16 protein-coding genes are annotated in these 16,786 nt (G+C 63.7%); 4 read left to right on the top strand and 12 right to left on the bottom strand.

The genetic code is table 11. From position 1 onward, the window contains the following. On the top strand, positions 1-545 hold a 545-nt coding region (locus D769_RS13355; protein ID WP_008645881.1), incomplete at its 5' end, for a zinc-binding dehydrogenase. Positions 546-573: 28 nt separating this feature from the next. Here D769_RS13355 and D769_RS13360 read toward each other — a convergent pair. Next, the gene (locus D769_RS13360) at positions 574-1,512 is read right to left on the bottom strand and encodes a recombination-associated protein RdgC (protein ID WP_008645884.1); all 939 of its coding nucleotides are present in this window, start codon (positions 1,510-1,512) and stop codon (positions 574-576) included. 217 nt (positions 1,513-1,729) lie between these two features. Next, positions 1,730-2,317: a YSC84-related protein gene (locus D769_RS13365; protein WP_008645886.1), complete on the bottom strand. Its 588-nt coding sequence runs from the start codon at positions 2,315-2,317 to the stop codon at positions 1,730-1,732. 305 nt (positions 2,318-2,622) lie between these two features. On the opposite strand from D769_RS13365, the gene D769_RS13370 reads away from it, so the two are divergent. Further along, positions 2,623-3,021: a hypothetical protein gene (locus D769_RS13370; RefSeq protein ID WP_008645888.1), complete on the top strand. Its 399-nt coding sequence runs from the start codon at positions 2,623-2,625 to the stop codon at positions 3,019-3,021. Positions 3,022-3,076: 55 nt separating this feature from the next. On the opposite strand, the gene D769_RS13375 is transcribed toward D769_RS13370, so the two are convergent. Both D769_RS13375 and D769_RS13380 read right to left on the bottom strand, forming a co-directional pair. Beyond that, on the bottom strand, positions 3,077-3,910 hold the full coding sequence (locus tag D769_RS13375) for an aldo/keto reductase (protein ID WP_008645889.1): 834 nt from the start codon (positions 3,908-3,910) through the stop codon (positions 3,077-3,079). 117 nt (positions 3,911-4,027) lie between these two features. Continuing rightward, positions 4,028-4,426: a 4-oxalocrotonate tautomerase gene (locus D769_RS13380; RefSeq protein WP_008645891.1), complete on the bottom strand. Its 399-nt coding sequence runs from the start codon at positions 4,424-4,426 to the stop codon at positions 4,028-4,030. A gap of 146 nt (positions 4,427-4,572) precedes the next feature. On the opposite strand from D769_RS13380, the gene D769_RS13385 reads away from it, so the two are divergent. Continuing rightward, entirely contained in the window at positions 4,573-5,463 is an 891-nt protein-coding gene (locus D769_RS13385) for a LysR family transcriptional regulator (RefSeq protein WP_008645892.1), read from the top strand. A gap of 34 nt (positions 5,464-5,497) precedes the next feature. On the opposite strand, the gene D769_RS13390 is transcribed toward D769_RS13385, so the two are convergent. The 4 genes from D769_RS13390 to D769_RS13405 form a co-directional block, all read right to left on the bottom strand. After that, the gene (locus D769_RS13390; protein ID WP_008645894.1) at positions 5,498-6,184 is read right to left on the bottom strand and encodes a Fe2+-dependent dioxygenase; all 687 of its coding nucleotides are present in this window, start codon (positions 6,182-6,184) and stop codon (positions 5,498-5,500) included. 61 nt (positions 6,185-6,245) lie between these two features. Further along, the gene (locus D769_RS13395) at positions 6,246-8,495 is read right to left on the bottom strand and encodes a TonB-dependent siderophore receptor (RefSeq protein ID WP_008645896.1); all 2,250 of its coding nucleotides are present in this window, start codon (positions 8,493-8,495) and stop codon (positions 6,246-6,248) included. Positions 8,496-8,772: 277 nt separating this feature from the next. Further along, entirely contained in the window at positions 8,773-9,744 is a 972-nt protein-coding gene (locus tag D769_RS13400; RefSeq protein WP_008645898.1) for a tripartite tricarboxylate transporter substrate binding protein, read from the bottom strand. Between the two features lie 160 nt (positions 9,745-9,904). Next, positions 9,905-10,366, bottom strand: a complete 462-nt coding sequence (locus D769_RS13405; RefSeq protein WP_008645905.1) for a DUF2147 domain-containing protein — start codon at positions 10,364-10,366, stop codon at positions 9,905-9,907. 1,697 nt (positions 10,367-12,063) lie between these two features. Here D769_RS13405 and D769_RS13410 point away from each other — a divergent pair. Next, positions 12,064-12,609: a histone H1-like DNA-binding protein gene (locus tag D769_RS13410; RefSeq protein ID WP_008645906.1), complete on the top strand. Its 546-nt coding sequence runs from the start codon at positions 12,064-12,066 to the stop codon at positions 12,607-12,609. A 288-nt stretch (positions 12,610-12,897) separates the two neighbouring features. Here D769_RS13410 and D769_RS13415 read toward each other — a convergent pair whose 3' ends face one another. From D769_RS13415 to D769_RS13430, 4 genes are all read right to left on the bottom strand, one after another. Further along, a complete protein-coding gene (locus D769_RS13415) occupies positions 12,898-13,365 on the bottom strand; it encodes a hypothetical protein (protein ID WP_008645907.1) in 468 nt (155 codons plus the stop codon). A gap of 64 nt (positions 13,366-13,429) precedes the next feature. Then, positions 13,430-14,377, bottom strand: a complete 948-nt coding sequence (locus D769_RS13420; RefSeq protein ID WP_008645908.1) for a carbohydrate kinase family protein — start codon at positions 14,375-14,377, stop codon at positions 13,430-13,432. 102 nt (positions 14,378-14,479) lie between these two features. After that, positions 14,480-14,980, bottom strand: coding sequence for a thiol peroxidase (tpx, locus tag D769_RS13425; protein ID WP_008645909.1), 501 nt, complete (start codon positions 14,978-14,980; stop codon positions 14,480-14,482). Positions 14,981-15,058: 78 nt separating this feature from the next. Then, positions 15,059-16,759, bottom strand: a complete 1,701-nt coding sequence (locus D769_RS13430) for a DUF3426 domain-containing protein (RefSeq protein WP_008645911.1) — start codon at positions 16,757-16,759, stop codon at positions 15,059-15,061. Between the last annotated feature and the right edge of the window lie 27 nt (positions 16,760-16,786).

The following is a 16,786-nucleotide window of genomic DNA, read 5'->3' on the forward strand; positions in this document are numbered from 1 at the left end:
GCATCGCGGGCCGCCTGGCGGTGCAGGCGGCGCGTCTGCAAGGGGCGGGGCGCGTCATCGCCGCCGGTCATCGGCCCGAGCAGTTGTCCACACTCGGTGCCGATGCGCTGATCGACCTCGCACAGCCGCCGAGCACCCTGCAGTACACGTTCGCCTCGTTCGCGGAGCAGGGGATCGACGTGGTGATCGATTTCGTCTGGGGCGAGGCGCTAGAACTGCTGCTGGCCGCGTTGGTGCAGTGCGACGGGATGCCGATGTCGATGTTCGACCGTGGCGTGCGCATCGTCACGGCGGCGAACCGAGGGGCCGGCAGCATGATGCTGCCGCCTGCGGCGCTGCGCGACTCGCGCGTGCAGCTCATGGGCTGCGGCCCGGCCAACCATCCGCCGTGCGGCTACATGAAAACGCTGGTCGACGACATCCTTGCCTGCGCCAGCGATGGCGACCTCGGCACGGAATTCGAACTGGCGCAGATGTCCGCGGTCGCGGACGTCTGGCGGCGCGCTGGCGAGCAGGCTACGCGCGTCGTGCTGACGCTCGATTGAACTCGCCGGCGCGATGGCGAGCGTGGGATCAGGCCGCCTTGCGGACGTCGATGGGGGCTTCGGTGCCTTCGGCCTTGCGCTCGCCGCCCAGGGCGTCGGTCAGGTCGGTAAGCAGGCTCGCCAGCTCGCCCGCCATCAGCGTGAAGTCGGCATCGAAGCGCTCGTCCTCGTCATGCAGCGTGCCATCGGCCTGTTCCTTGATGACATCGAGCGGATTCACGCGTTTGATGACCAGCGCTTCGGTCAGCACGAATGACACGCGGTCGTTCCACGTCATGGCCAGGCGCGTGCAACGCTTGCCGGCGGCGATATGGCGGCGCAGGTCCTCGGGGTCCAGCGGGTGGCGGACGTAGCGGACCGTGGCCTTGCTTTCACCGCTCGACTGGAGCTCGATTTCCTGGTCGACCGTGAAGCCGGCCGGGGCGGTGTCGGTGGCCAGCCATTCGGTCATGGCGGTCACGGGCGACTGGTTCACGTGCAGGTTGGCCACAGGCAGCGGATCAATTGCCTTGAACAGCATCCCGCGCACTTCGTCGGCCTTGGCCGTTCCGGCCGCGTCGATCGCCAGCCAGCCATTGGCCGGGTCGATCCAGACGCGTGTGTCGCGGCGGATGCTGAAGGCGCGTGGGAGCAGTTCTTCCGTGATCTGCTCCTTCAGTTCCTTGAGTTGCTTGCGGCCCGGCTTGAAGCCCTGTTGCTCTTCGAGTTCTGCGGCGCGGGCCTTGGTGACCTGGTTGACCACGGTTGCCGGCAGCAGCTTCTTTTCGGTGCGCAGCACCAGCAGCATCTGGCGATTGACGCAATGTACGAGCTGACCGTTGTCGCGGGGCGATGCCCAGCCTTGCGTCTGCATCTCCAGGCTGGTGCCGGGGTAGAACGCGTGCTTGGCCAGGCAAGCTTCAACGTCGTCAGCGGTGAGTGTCCACGGGGCGGAGAAACGATGAACCTGGAGATTCTTGAACCACATGAGAATTCGGCCTCGCGTACGAAAAAGGGGAGGGACGCATTCTAACGGGTCAATCGGGGTCGGATGCGCATACCGATGCAGGTTCGGCGAAGAGAAATGGAACGCGCGGGGGGAGGAGGAGGCGTTGACTGTCGCGATGTGATCAGGGGCGCCCGTAAGGAGACGGGCGCCCCTGATCAAGACGTCAATTCAATACTTCGCAATCTGGCAAGTTGTGTCAGATCGAGAGCTTCGAGATCTTGGTGCCTTCCAGGCTCAGGCCAGCCATCAGGCCCGCATTGGTCATTGCGAAACCGATGATCGGCTGCTGCGCCGTATTGGTATCGATCTGACCGTTGGCGCCAATCGTCGCCAGGGCTACCGTGGCATCCGCGCCCACCTGCCAGCCGCTGCTGCGCACGAATTTGTCGTACGCCTCCTGGGTCATGAACATCAGGACGAAGGCTTTCGATTGCGCGCCGGCCTGAAAGCCGAACGAACCAGAGATCGCCCGATAGTATCCTCGGTCGGCACCGCCCGCCCGCAGGACACCGTCGCCGTATTCACCCCCGACGATGAAACCAGCCGACAGTAGCTTCGGGAAGATCAGGATGCCCTTGGCCTTGGCACCCAGTTCCTGTGCGGACTTGGTTGTCGTGTAGAGGCGATTGAGCGTATCCGTTGCGCCAACGTTGATCTCACGACGCTTGGACGCATTGTCACCGGAGTCGGTGGGACCCGTGACGCTGCAGCCTGCCAGCGTACCCAGACCGGTAAGACCAACAAGCCCCGCACTGCCGGCGGACAGGAATGTTCGACGTTTCATGCTTTCCTCCAAGGGTTGAAGTGTTTTAACCGCCTCTAAAGCATAGGCGTGCGATGCACTTCCGCAAATGCGATTTTGTCTGACAATACGTGACTTGCTATCTGACATGAGGCAAGTCAGTCCTGTTTTATTGCAATTTCTTGCAAATCAGTGGAATGGCTTCTGAAACTCAAATCATCCGCCCTGGTCTTTGGAGCATGCACCAGACAATCGCCCCCTTTCCTCCAGACGCCGGCATTGCCGCCTCTCAATCTTCCGAACGGACGCCAGTGCGGGGGCGCCTGATCAGACTCGCCGCGACGACGATGCCGATGGCCGCTTTGCTGGCCGCCTGCTCCTCCTCCCAGCCGCCGGCTGACTCGGCAACCCAGGCTGCCGCGCAGGAGTCTGTGCAGGTTGCGCCGGCGTGGCAGGCCGAACGCGTGAAATACATGGAATGCGTACAGGTCAAGGTCGACGACGGTGTTTCGAGCAAGGCCGTGCCGGCGGACGTGGCTGGCGGTGCGCTTAGTGCCTGTCAGGACCAACTGAAAGTCATGCACGACGCATTCCAGTCGTATCTGATGGCTGGCATGAGTTCGGCCCACGGCCGTAGCAGCGCCAAACAGGCTGCCGATCGGGTGACCACGGATACGCGCGAGAAGGCACGTGTCTATCTCACGCGCTACGTCGAGGTAGAGCGCTACAAGGCAGGACAGCGCTAAATCGGGGCGCCGGTGGATAGCCGGCGCCAGTTCCGTCTTGTCTTGTGGACCGCGTTCAGAGCATCGCCAGCGGCTGCACGTGGCGCGGGGGCGGAAACAGTTCGTCCAGCGCGGCAAGCTGTTCCGCGCTCAGCGTCAGGTCCAGCGCGTCGACGTTCTCGCGCAGACGTTCGCGGTTGCCAGTCTTCGGGATAGCGATGATGTCGTCGCGGCTGAGCAGCCACGCCAGCGCAACCTGCGCCGGAGACTTTCCAATCGATTGCGCAAAACGCTTCAGGCCCGGGCTGCGCAGCAATCGTGCCTGCTCGATCGGGGAATAGGCCATGACGGGAACCCCCCGCTCGCGTAGCCAGGGCAGCAGGTCGAACTCGATGCCACGGCGGCTCAGGTTATAGAGCAACTGGTTCACGGCCACTTCATCGCCACCCGGCACATCCCATAGTTCTTCCATGTCGGAGAGGTCGAGATTGCTGACGCCGAAATGGCGGATCTTGCCCGCTTGCCGCAACGCCAGGAACGCCTCGATCGTTGCCTCGAACGGCTCGTCGCCGCGCCAGTGGAGCAGGTAGAGATCAATATGGTCGGTGCCCAGGCGTTTCAGGCTGCGCTCGCACGCGGCCACCGTGCCTTTGCGACTGGCATTGTGCGGATACACCTTGCTGACCAGGAACGTCTGGTCGCGACGCCCCCGGATCGCCTCGCCGATCAGTGACTCCGACAAGCCTTCGCCATACATCTCGGCGGTGTCGATCAGCCGCAGTCCAAGATCCAGACCCAGCTGCAACGTGGCGATTTCCTCGGCACGTGTCTGGCGATGATCGCCAATGTTCCAGGTACCCATGCCCAGCGCGGGCACGCGTTCGCCGCCGGGCAGTGTGACTTGTTTCATGCAATGACTCCGGTGTGAAGCGCCGACGATGCCGGCTTGCAGCCCTTCACACTAGTGAACATTGGCACGGAGTACAAGCCAGCCGCCCGCACGACACTGCTGACTGAAATGCGCGAATCAACCGTGTTGGTGGCGGAATTCCTGCGACTTGCCGCCGTATCCGTAGGCGGCCGCCCGCGCGTCGATCACATGGATGTAGGACAGGGGATTGACGTCGCCGATCACCTCGGACAAGGCCCCGAATATCGCTGCGAGATATTGCGCCTTTTCGGCCTTGGTGTTCGTCTCGTCGGTCACGCTGATGTCGAGCTGGAACGCGTTGCGGCCCTCGGCATACTCCGACAGCGGCTTGCCAGCAATGAACCACTGTTCGCGCGGGATGTACGTGACCGTGGTGGCGATCACGCTGGCTTCCTTGCGCAGGACCCGCTGGGTCAGTTCGCCGACTGCGGCGACCGCGCGGCGGGTGAGTTCCGTATCGGGATGGCCGGAAATCTGCAGGGCGATGTGGGGCATGACAGGCTCCTTGACTGGGTTGGTTTTCACGGTGCGGCGGATGATTTTTCCGCTGCGGTGATGTCATCGTAGGCGCTGCCTTGATATCGGAAAAGCGGGAATATACGATACTATCCATCGGATATACCGAATTATTTGGGGCAGCCATGCGTGGATTCGAGACCGATCAACTGAGAACCTTCGTGGCCGTGGCGGACAGCGGTAGCTTGTCCGCGGCGGCACCCCGGCTGTTCCTGTCGCAGTCGTCCGTCAGCGAGCAATTGCGCAAGCTTGAGGAGCGTGCCGGCGTCCCCCTCCTGACTCGAGGGAAGAAGGGGGCCGCAGTGACGCCGGCCGGCGCGCGGCTGCTTGAATACGCGCGGCGCATCCTGTCGCTGAACGAACTGGCGATGCAGGAATTGCGTGGACAGTCGCTCGACGGCGAGCTGCGTCTGGCGGTGACGGACTACTTTCGTCCCGGCGAGATTGCTGGCATGTTGCGCCGCTTGCGAGACCGCTATCCGTACCTGAAGCTGCACGTGACGGTCATGAAGAGCGCGGCCATCGAGGCTGCCGCCGAGATGGACGAGTTCGATATCGGCCTGAGCATGCGGTTGATCCGTTCGGGGGGCGATGCTGCGCCGCACGAGGGGCGCAAGTCCGGTGTCGTACTGCGGCGGGAGGCGCTGGCGTGGGTCGCGGCACCGGAGATCGCCGCGTCGCCGCAGGCCACGCTGCCGCTCGTGCTGTTACCGGATACCTGTTCGATGCACCAGTTCGTGGTGCAGTTGCTCAAGCGGCGGCGGCGCGCTTTCGATATTGGCCATTCGGCATCCGGGGTGGCCGGGCTGCATCTGGCCCTGGCGGCGGGCCTTGGCGTGTCATGCCTGAACGCCTCGGCCATCGGGCCGGGCGTCGCGCCGCTGGATGCCGCCGCCACGGCGGGCTGGAAGTTGCCGCCGCTGCCTTCGGCCGAGTTCTATCTGCTGGGGGCCCGGCGCGGGGAGAGCGAGTTCATTGGCCAGGCGCGTCAGGCGCTGGCCGAGCAGTTCGGCTAGGCGAGGAAGACCGGGCGGGAATCGCGGACGGGAATCAGGTGTCGCTCCACTGGCGCAGGAGGTTGTGATAGCAGCCCACTAGCGTGCGGCGCGCGCGTTCGTCAGCGTTGGTCTGATTCAGCGTCTGGATGGCGTTGTCCATGTCGAACAACAGCGCGCGTTGTCCATCGTCGCGAATCAGGCTCTGGATCCAGAAGAAGCAGCCAACCCGCACACCGCGCGTGATCGGCGTGACCTGGTGCAGGCTTGTGGACGGGTAGACCACCATGTCACCGGCCGCGAGCTTGACCGAGTGCACGCCGTAGGTGTCCTCGATCTGCAGTTCGCCGCCGTCGTAGCTGGCCGGGTCGGACAGGAACAGCGTGGCGGAAACATCGGTACGCAGCTTGCGGCCGTTGTGCGGGTGTAGGCGGACGCCGCCATCGACGTGCAGGCCGAACGTCATGCCCTCACTGTAGCGATTGAACATCGGCGGATAGACGATGTTTGGCAGCACGGCGCTGATGAACAGCGGATTGCGCTCGAGCGCGCTCAGTACAAGATGCTGGCACTGCGCCGCCGCCTCGGAGCGTTCGTCGATCTGCTGGTTGAACTTCACCGGCGCGCCGGAGTATCCGGCGGTAACGCGGCCGTCCACCCAGGCGTCGCCCGCGTGATCGAGCTGCTCCCGCAGCATGGCCAGTTGCTCGGCGTTGAGAACCTGCGGAATGCGGACGAGCATCGTATCTATATAGATAGTGAGCGAAAATCGGAGCCGCCCGGCGCTGCGGCCCCGGCGGCACTTACATGCGGTATGTGAACGACAGCATCGCGGTGCGGCCCGTACCCGGCACCGAACGGCCGCCGTCGGACTGAATCAGTGCATCGTAATACTTCTTGTCGAAGATGTTGAACAGATTCAGGCGCACATCGTACTTCGGCTGATGGTAGGCGATCATGCCGTCCCAGCGCACGTAGCCGCCCACCTGTACGGTGTTGGTGTTGTTGGCATAGCGCTGCGACATATAAAACGCCCCGCCGCCGATTTCCCAGCTCGGCAGGATCGCGTAGCTGGTCCAGGCCGTGGCCGTGTGCTTGGGCGTATTGAGCGGCACCTTGCCTTCCGTGCCAGCGGCGACGCCGTTCTCGATCACGCCATTGAGGTACGTGTAGCCGGCGAACACCTGCCACTTCTGGGTAATGCGGCCGGTCATGCCCAGGCGGAAGCCGTCCACCTGGATCTTGCCTGTCAGCGCGTAAGTGGTGGCGTCGATCTGACTACGCGCGTTGTCCTTGGTGATGCGGAAGATCGCCGAGTTGACCTGAAGATCGCCATTGCGCAGATCCCACTTGCCACCCAGCTCGTACGACTTGTTCTTCTCCGGGTCCAGCGATTGCTGGCCCACCGTGCCGACCAGTTGCTCGAGCGACGGGTTGAACGACGTGCCATACGACACGTAGTACGACTGCTGCTCCGTCGGCTGCCAGATGCCGCCCAGACGCACGCTCGTGAAGTTGACGGTCTGGTTGGCATACGGCAGCACGGTGCTGCCGCTGGTGTTGGCGGAGTTGATCGAGTTGCTGATGCTGGCGATATATCGGTCGTAGCGCAGGCCGGCAACCGCCTTCCACTGCTTGCTGAACTCGATCGAATCGTTGGCGTAGACGGCGATCGTGTTGGCTGAGCCGCCTTGCAGGTTGCCGACGCTCGAGGCGACGTTCGACGGTGAGTCCTGATAGACCGGATCGACCACCGGCGTGCAGGCGACGTAGCCCGTGGTGGCCCCGTTCGCATTCAGCGGCGTGCTGCCGCAGTTGCCGTTCCGGTAGTAGTTCTGGTTGTTGTAACCATCATGACCAAGCTCCAGGCCCGTCAGCAGCGTGTGCTTGACCGGACCGGTGTTGAAGTCAGCGGTCAGTTCGGTCTGGTTGAAGATCGAGTAATCGCGGATGTTGCGGTCATGGCTCTGTTGGCGCACATAGAGCTGCGACAGCGGCAGGTTGGTCGTGGTCAGCGCCGTGAACTTGCCGGAGGCATCGATCGAGCCCACGGCATTGGGCGCCGTCTCTCGCGCATCGGTGGATACGTAGTTGAATGAGGTCTGGTTGCGCAGGCGCAGGTTCGGCGAGAACTTGTGCGTGACGCCGGCCGAAAGCGAGGCGATGTCCTGGCGCGTGCGGTCGTTGTTGAAGCCGTAGTACGTGTTGCGATTGACGTTGACCGGGTGTCCGTTGATGGCCGGGAAGCCATAGTCGGGCATGTCCTCGTTGTGCTGGAGCAGGGCGGACAGCGTGATCTCGGTAGACGTGCCGATGCCAAAGCGCCAGGACGGCGCGATGCCGAAGTCCTGCACCGTCATTTCGTCGCGCGTGCTCGGCTTGCCGTCCTGCGCCATCGCGGAGATGCGGAAGGCGGAGGTATCGCCGGTTGGCGTGTTCACGTCGGCGGTGGCACGCACCAGGCCGTTCGTGGTGACGGAGCCGGTTACCTCCGTGGCGGCTTTCATCTGCGGCTTCTTGGTGACCTGGTTCACCACGCCGCCGGTGGAGCCACGGCCGAACAGCATCGACGACGGACCCATGATGACTTCGACCTGATCCAGCGCAAACGTGTCGCGGTAGTACTGGCCACGGTCGCGGAAGCCGTCGAGGTACATGTCGGTACGCGCCGAGAACCCGTTCAGGTTGATGTTGGTACCGATCTGGCCGCCCTCGGCGCCGCCGATCGTGATGCCGGGCACGTTGCGCAGCGCATCGGCCAGCGAGGTGGCACCCTGCGAATCCATTACCGCGCGGTTCACGATCGTCACGGACTGGGGTACGTCACGCAACTCAGCGGGCAGCTTCGAGAGCTGGCTGCCTGTCGGGCTGAAATCGTCGCGAATGGCCGAGCCCTGGACCGTGATCTCGCGCAGCGTTGCAGGCGCGGTTTCCGACGCGCTGGCCGGCGCAGGAGCGGGCGTGGCGGGCGCTTGCTGGGCGAGGGCGGCAGGGGCGGCGGGAACGGCGAAAAGGGCTACGAGGGCGGTGGCCAGGGGCGTGCGGCGAGTCATTGTCCAGTCCATGTGTGCGGGCGTGGCGCAATATAAATGCGAACGATTCGCGTTGCAATTTGCGTTGTTGTCTGTTCACAGACAAGATACATCGCTGTCGAATGACTTAATAAAAATACAAATAACTACGTAAGAGGCCCTGCGGATGGTGTTTTGGGAGCTACGTATGCTGATTAATGCGCTTTTGTAACGGCGGTGATGCAAAACAAACGGCCCGCTCAAGGCGGGCCGTATGCATACATTTGGTCACCCTGGCAGGTGACCGCATCCGGATTTTTTAATCGGCGCTCATGTTCGCGTTCTTCGCGATCCGACCCAGGCGTTCGCGCTCGGATTTGATAAACGCGACGAAGCTCTCCACCGAGCCGCCTGCAGGCTCGATACCGTTCTGGATCAGGCGCTCGCGAATATCGGGGCTCTGCATGCCCGCGCTCAGTTCCGCATTCAGCTTCTTGATGATGGCCGGGTCTGTGCCCTTCGGTGCGAAGATGCCGGCCCAATGCCCAATGCGAACTTCGGGCAGACCCTGTTCCGCGGTGGTCGCGACGTTCGGTGCAGCGGGCATACGCTTGTCCCAAGTCGCGCCCAGCGCCTTCAGCTTGCCCGCCTTGATCTGCGGCAGCACCACGATCGACGCTTCGGACGTTGCCACGACCTGATTGCCGATTACTGCCGTGATGCTCTCCGAACCGCTCTTGTACGGCACCACGGTCAGCTCCGCGCCTTTTTCCTTGAGCATTTCCTCGACGAAGTGCGGCGTGCTGCCGCTGCCGGCGGTAGCGAACGGCACGCCACCCTGCTTCTTCGAATACTCGATCAGTTCCTTGACGTTGTTCACCGGCACCGACGGCGAAGCGACGATCACCGACGGGCTCACTGCGATCAAACCGACGGGAACGAGATCGTCCGGTGCGTACGGCATCTTCGAGCGGATCAGGCCGTTGGTCACGGTGCCCACCGCGCCGACGAGGAACGTGTAGCCATCGGGCTTGCTCTTTGCCACGTAGTCGGCGCCAACGATGCCGCCCGCACCGGGACGGTTCTCGATGACGACCGGCTGGCCGATGCGCTTGCTGACGGCTTCGGCGCCGGCACGCGCCACGAGGTCGTTGGCACCGCCTGCCGTGAACGGCACGACGAACTTGATGACGTGATTCGGCCAGGCATCCGCGGCGTGCGCGGTTGTGGCGATGAGGGAAGTGGTGGCGAGTGCGAGGGCCATGACGCGGCCGCGTGGGGAGAAGCGCATGCTCAAAGTCTCCGGATGTCGTTGTAGAGGCAAACGATCTTACCGAAGGAAGCTGTCACATGCCTGTACAGCAGGTGACGTGTGCGAAGCGTGCTCAGAGGAGCTGCCTCACCGTTCGCGCAGGCGTCAGTGAGGCAGTGAAGTGCTGACGGCTCGCCGCTTACTGCGCGCGCACCCAGGTCTGAGTCCGGCCGATCAGACTGATGCCGATGAAGCCGCGCACATTGAGCTTCTTGCCGTCTTCGGCCAGCGACATCTTGCACTTGTACAGCTTGCCGCTTTCCGGATCCAGAATCTCGCCGCCGGTCCACTCGTTGTCGGCCGTCTTGCGCAGGCCGGTCAGCAGCGTCATGCCGATGATCGGCTGATCCTTGCGCGAGTCGGTGCACTTGTCGCACACCGTCGGCGGGCCTTCATGCGGCACGAGACTCTTCGTGAGCTTGCCGCTATAGACGCCGTCCTTTTCGCTGATCTCGATCACGCCACGCGGCTTGCCGGTGGCGTCGTCAATCGTCTGCCAGGTGCCGGTCGGCGTGGCTTGCGCCATTGCCGCTGCGCTGGCAGCAAAAGCAGCGGCGAACACGGCGGCACGCAGCAGGGTACGAGGGGCAGTCATGCGCATGGTGGTGGTCTCCAGTTCAGAGTTCAATGTTCAGTGTTGCAAAGTTGGTTCGCTCGATCGGGTATCGGCGGGCGCGACGCCAATCTACTGTCGGATGCCGCGCGCCGCAATCTCCAACATCCGTTTGCGTACGCACTGGCGCGCAATGTAGCGCTTGCTGCAATTGCCCGCCCGGCGCGGCCTGGCGCGGTTTCTGTCGTGCAACAACGCCAGCATGAGCGGCGGTTCCGAGATTTTCCTCTAGCCATCGTCCAACTGCAGCGATGTCGCCACAGTGCTTCGGAATTCGGCCACGCCTGCATCGCATCCGTCTCAGTAGGAACCCGGATGCGGCGCATCGCTCGAATGCAGCTGCATTGTCTGACGACGCAGCGGGTCGACGTGGCGAACATCGTGCTCGGTTGCACGACTGATGCGTTTGCGTCGTGCCTCCTCCAACCATCACGAACCACGTCGCCAGTCGCGATGTGGCGACGCGCGCGGAGCGTTTCGACGTGGCGAGGAACTGCGACAGCATCGAAATCGAACGTGCGACTTCGCAACGACGACACAAACCGTTGCTTTGACGCATCACTCTTTCGTCGCTCACGCGCAACTCTCTGAAGCTTGCATGCCGACGCCGGGCATCGCGCGCGCATGGTTCGACGGTTGCGCAAGTCGGAGCGTGCTCGCATGCGTTGCCACCCGCGGGAACGCGACGCGGCAGCGCTGCGCGGAACGCTGTCGCACAAGAATCCGCAGTGCATGGAACGACATCGATGGAGGACCGGAAAGTCAATGCTCATGCGGCTTTCCGGCTTGCGAGCGTGAACGCGTCACCGCACTTCGCGCGGCATCGCAAGCATGTCTGAGCAGGTATGCGCGATGCCCTCGCGGGTGTGCGATCACGCGTCATCGACACGATCCGCCGCGCATCGACTCATCGTGCGAAGACCCGATGAAGGAACTCTGGAGCGTGTGTGAAAGTCGAGATCAACATGTGTGTCGATGGTGTCGTCATCGAGACGTGCGCGCCGAGTAGATCGATTCGTAATTGCGCGCAAGTTTTTTTGCACTTTTTTCTTAACATCATCGAACAAACGAATTATGATTCGCCTTGACAAGAGTCTCACTTCATTGCATCGACCGAGTAGCGCGCACGAAGGCAAGCAAGAACGCGAGCGAGAAGGAACGATGAAGCGAAGCTTCGATGCAGTGATGGCGGGTAGCCGAGGAGCACTAGAACTTTGACGCAGACTGAGCCGAAATGGCTTTTTAAAACGCGTGCGGTCTCCAGTTGCCCAGTGACGGTATGGGCGAGCTACCCCCGAATGATTGCCGTCCGCAGTGCGCGAGGCCATGCCCGTACTGTGGACCTGCTGACCGATATCTCCTCTTTCCAGGCTGCGCGCCGACATGACGGGCGGTGCGGGCAGATCGAATTTTCCAGGGCGCGGCTTAGCCCGGGAATCCGCTTGAGCGCTGGGTTTGCAGCTCGCTCGCGGATGCCTGGCCGCCGCGGGCACACCACCATGAGCGCGCCAGTTCGCGCCGGATGCGGCTGTCTCCCTGCCACCGAATTCATTAGCGTGCGGTCGATGTTGCGTCGTGCGCCGATGAATCGCTCGCTCGATTGGGGCACGTGCAAAACACGCCTCGGGTCGGTCGGGTCGCCAATTTAGGTCATTCGATATTTCACGTTAGTGAAGGAGTTATCCATGGCAACTGCTGCAAAGAAAAAGCCGGCGGCTAAGAAGGCCGCCAAGCCGGCCGCCAAGAAGGCTGCTGTGAAGAAGGTCGCCGCCAAGAAGGCTGCTCCGGCCGCCAAGAAGGCTGCTGCCAAGAAGGTCGCAACCAAGAAGGTAGCTGCCAAGAAGGTAGCGACCAAGAAGGTTGCCGCCAAAAAGGCTGCACCGGCCAAGAAGGCTGCAGTGAAGAAGGTTGCTGCCAAGAAGGTTGCAACCAAGAAGGTAGCCGCCAAGAAGGCAGCACCGGCCAAGAAGGCTGCAGTGAAGAAGGTTGCTGCCAAGAAGCCGGCCGCCAAGAAGGTCGTCGCCAAGAAGGCAGCACCGGCCAAGAAGGCCGCAGCCAAGAAGGTAGCCGCCAAGAAGCCGGCCGCCAAGAAGGCTGCTGCGAAGAAGCCGGCTGCCAAGAAGGCTGCTGCGAAGCCTGCCGCTGCTCCTGCTGTTGCCCCCGCGGCCGCAGCCAAGACCGCGCTGAACCCGGCTGCAGCCTGGCCGTTCCCGACGGGCAACCGTCCGTAATCGCCTCGCACTCGTGCGAGCGATCACAACTGGGAATCGCCAGGGCACGCATCGCGTGCCGCACTGACCGGATACGGCGTATCCGGTCCGCAAGACGGCAGTCTTGCCAACCCGCCGATGGCATCCGTGCCCGGCGGGTTTTTTATTTCTGGATGGACGTGCGAGAGCGGCGCCAGTCGATCTGGATGACGATCAGGAATAGTCAGGGCAGGGGCTCGCGCCAAAAGCAAAACGCCGCGGCCTGACGGCACGCGGCGTTCGGTTGCTGGGGTCGGGTCGACGCGTGACTTAGTGCGTAACGCGCGTCACGCCGCCCGAGGAGAGCAGCCGCACACGGTCGCCGGGGCGGAAGATCTCGTCCGCATCCTGCGTGATGGCGCGCATCTCGCCATTCTCCAGGCGCACGGTGATCTCCAGGCCGCGACGCTGCGCGATCTTGTTCTCGGCGGCGCTACCGGCCACGCCGCCCAGGATCGCGCCAAGCAGGCCCGCTGCGATGGCGCCGTTGCCGCCGCCGATCGTGCTGCCGGCGGCAACACCACCGATCGCGCCACCGGCAAGCGTGCCGACGCCCGTGGCTTCGCCCTGGATCATGACTTCACGCACGCCTTCCACCACGCCGAAGCGCACGGTCTGCTCGCGCTGAGCCTGGCCGCCCGTGTAGACGCTGTTGGAGTTGGACTGGGTGGAACACCCGGCAAGCAGCGTCGCCGCTGCGAACACGGCGACGCCGCCGATACGTAGGATCTTGTTCATGACTTCTTCCCGTGAAAGATTCCGCGTTGCGTTGCTGTGCCGGGGTGACGCACCCGACACTAGGTCAAACGTAACGGTAACCAAAGACGGACTGGAAGCGGCTGCCGATTTCGTCGCAGGAGATCCAGTGGTTCTGGGGACCCTGCTGGGCGATCTTGAGAGAGCCCATCAGCGAAGCGAGGCGGCCGGTGGTTTCCCAATCCATCCCGTTCTCGATGCCGTGGAGCAGGCCACCCCTGAACGCATCGCCGCATCCGGTGGGGTCGACCACACGTTCGGCGGGCACGGCGGGAATGGCGTACTGCTTGCCGTCGGCAAAGACGCTGGCGCCGCGCTCGCCGTGCGTCACGATGAACGCGCGGACCTTGGCGGCTACCTCTGCGCTGGTCCATGCGGTGCGTGACAGCAGGACCTGCGCTTCGTAGTCATTGACCGTCACGTAGCTGGCAAGTTCAATGAACTGCCGCAGGTCCTCGCCGTTGAACAGCGGCATGGCCTGGCCCAGGTCGAAGATGAAGGGGATGCCCTCGGCGGCGAACTGCTGGGCATGGTGAAGCATGCCTTCACGGCTGTCCGGCGCGACGATGCCAACTGCCGGGCGGTTGCCCGTGGTCAGCGCGTCCTGCACCCGGTTCAGTTGCGACTGACCCATGGCGCCAGGGTGGAAGGCCGTGATCTGGTTATTGTCCAGATCGGTCGTGATCATCGCCTGCGCGGTGAATGTCTCGGGCAGCACGCGGATATGGTCGGTGCGGATCTCGAGGTTGCGCAGATACCGCAGATACGGTTCGGCATCCTCCCCCACCGTGGCCATCACGATCGGGTCGCCGCCCAGCATCTTGAGCGTGTACGCAATGTTGCCCGCGCAGCCGCCGAACTCGCGGCGCATGCCCGGCACCAGGAACGAGACGTTCAGCATGTGGATCTGGTCCGGCAGGATGTGTTCGCGGAAGCGGCCGTCGAACGTCATGATGGTGTCGTATGCGACGGAGCCGCAGATCAGGCTGGACATTCTCTCTCCAAGGGCCCTGGCAAGGGCTGTAACAGATACGTTAATGAATTCCGCCCGTGCATGACGGGCGGAATGTTGGACTACTGTGCCGAATCAAACAAATTACTTCAATGCGGCGAGTGCGGCGTCGTAGTTCGGTTCCTGCTTGATTTCGGGCACCAGCTCGCTGTACTTGACCGTGTCGTTCTCGTCCACCACGACCACGGCGCGAGCGCATACGCCGGCCAACGGGCCGGTCTTGATGTCCACGCCGTAGGCGTTCTTGAACTCGGCGCCACGCATCGTCGACAGCGTTACCACGTTGGCCAGGCCTTCGGTGGTGCAGAAGCGGCCCATCGCGAACGGCAGGTCGGCCGAGATCGTCAGCACGACGGTATTGTTCAGGTTGCCGGCGGCCTCGTTGAACTTGCGGGCAGATGCCTGGCACACGGGCGTATCGAGGCTCGGCACGATGTTCAGCACCTTGCGCTTGCCTGCGAAGTCGGCCAGCGAGACATCCTTCAGATCCTTGCCGACGAGCGAGAATGCGGGCGCCTTGTCGCCGCTATGAGGAAACTTGCCGCCAACTTCGATGGCGTTACCGCCTAGGGTCACATTGCTCATGGTCTCTCCTGTCTGGAATGGAATACGGCCAGCCGGTCCGATGCGCGCATCGACGGCATGGCAGGGGGGCGTTGGAATTCAGGGGTAGAAGATCAGCACGCGGTAGTTCGCTGCCGCCTGCTGCGTCCGGAATCGTACCCGAACCGGCAGTTCGCTGCCTGCGCGCAGGCCCGTGGTGGCAAAAGCGCGCTGGTCCGGTTGCAGGTAATCAGCCGGCAACAGCACGCGCCGTAGCAGCAACTGGTCCTGCAGGTCCGTCATCACGAGTTCGATGGCGGGCAGCGCCGTCGTCGCGCGGCCCTGGTTGCGCATGGTGACGGCGAGCAGATAAACGTCGTCGGATTCGTCCTGCTTTTGCAGTTGCGACGTGTCGATGCGCAGCGCCTCGAGATCGCGCCACGGCGGCACGCTGCAGCCGAATGGCTCACACGCGGCTTCCAGCAACGGGCGCAGTACCGGAATGTTTCCCGCTAGCTGGCTGCGTCCAAGGTAGGCGCCCTGGATGAGCACGCCAAGGCCGAGCACGACGACCGCCACGCGGGTCCAGAGACGTCGACTACCCGGGAGCTTGCGTTTGGTGGTGGCAGCACTCGCCTGTTCGCGTTCGCGGGTGTGGCGAAGGAAATCGGGGGCGAAGCCGGGGCCGGTCACCGGTCCGGTATCGTCGCGTTGCCAGTGACGCGTGGCTGTCTCGCGGGCTACGGCATCGAGCGTGCCGTCCCGCGATGTCGGCCCGTGAGCGTTGCTGTCGGCGGCATCCCTTGTCCAAGCTTCCGTTTCGGCGTCAGTCGGGTCTGCCGCGCGCAGATACTCGCTTGCACTGCGTACCGGTTCGGTGTGCGGGTGCGGATGCGCTTCCGGCGGCGCGGCGGCGGTGTCGTCGGTGCTATCGCTGTCTTTGCTGTGCTCGCTACCGGCAGCGGCCGTCTGTGCCTCGCGCTGGGGGGACGTTGGCCACATCGCCTTGGCGCTGTGGGCGCCGGCTGGTGGCATTTCGCCCGGCGTCTTCGGCGCGAACGCTGCGGCCGGGTCGAGCGATGAGTGGCGCGGCAATGCATCATCATCGAACACGCCATGGTCCAGCGCGGGCCACGGCTCGGATGGTACTTGCGGTGGCGTCTCGACGTCGGTGGGTTCGGCGTCAGGCAGTGCTTCCTGGCTGGCTTCGACCGGCGGCGTCTGCGCGGCGGTTTCCGTGTCTTTCGCCTCGTCGGCAGCTTCGGCAGCGGCGGGTGCGGCGCTTTCGTGCGTTTCGTCGGCCGCTTCCGGTTCGTTGGCCTCGTTGGCCTCGACGGACTCGGCGGGTGCCTCTTCCGTGGCCGTATCAACCACTTGTCGATCGGCGCCTGTTTCCGGTTCTGCCACCGCCTCCGCTTTCGCGTCGGCTGCTTCTTCCCGCTCGGGCTCCGACATCATCGTCGTGGGCGAATCGAGCGCGGGCACGTCGTAGCCTGGGTCGAAGCCCGGGTCGAACGGCGCCTCGTCCTCGCGCGCCTGGGCATCGGCCTGGGTCTGCTCCGCGTGAGCAAGCGCCGCAGCCAGCGTGACTGACGATGCCGCAGCTGCGGGCGCCGGTGTGGGTGTGGAAGCGGGGGAGGATGTGGGCGCAGCAGCCGGCGTCGGCGCTGCTGGCACCTCGATCAGGTGCTCACGGGCGTCGAAGACGGTGTCGCACTGGCCGCAGCGGACCAGCCCCTGGCGCAGCCGCAACTGGTCCGCCACAAGCCGGAACGCGGTGCGGCAGGCCGGGCAGCGCGTGACGAGCTTGGCGGCGGCCATGATGAAAGATCAGGAACGGTCGGCGGG

Source organism: Cupriavidus sp. HMR-1, from assembly GCF_000319775.1.
Classification (GTDB): Bacteria; Pseudomonadota; Gammaproteobacteria; order Burkholderiales; family Burkholderiaceae; genus Cupriavidus; species Cupriavidus metallidurans.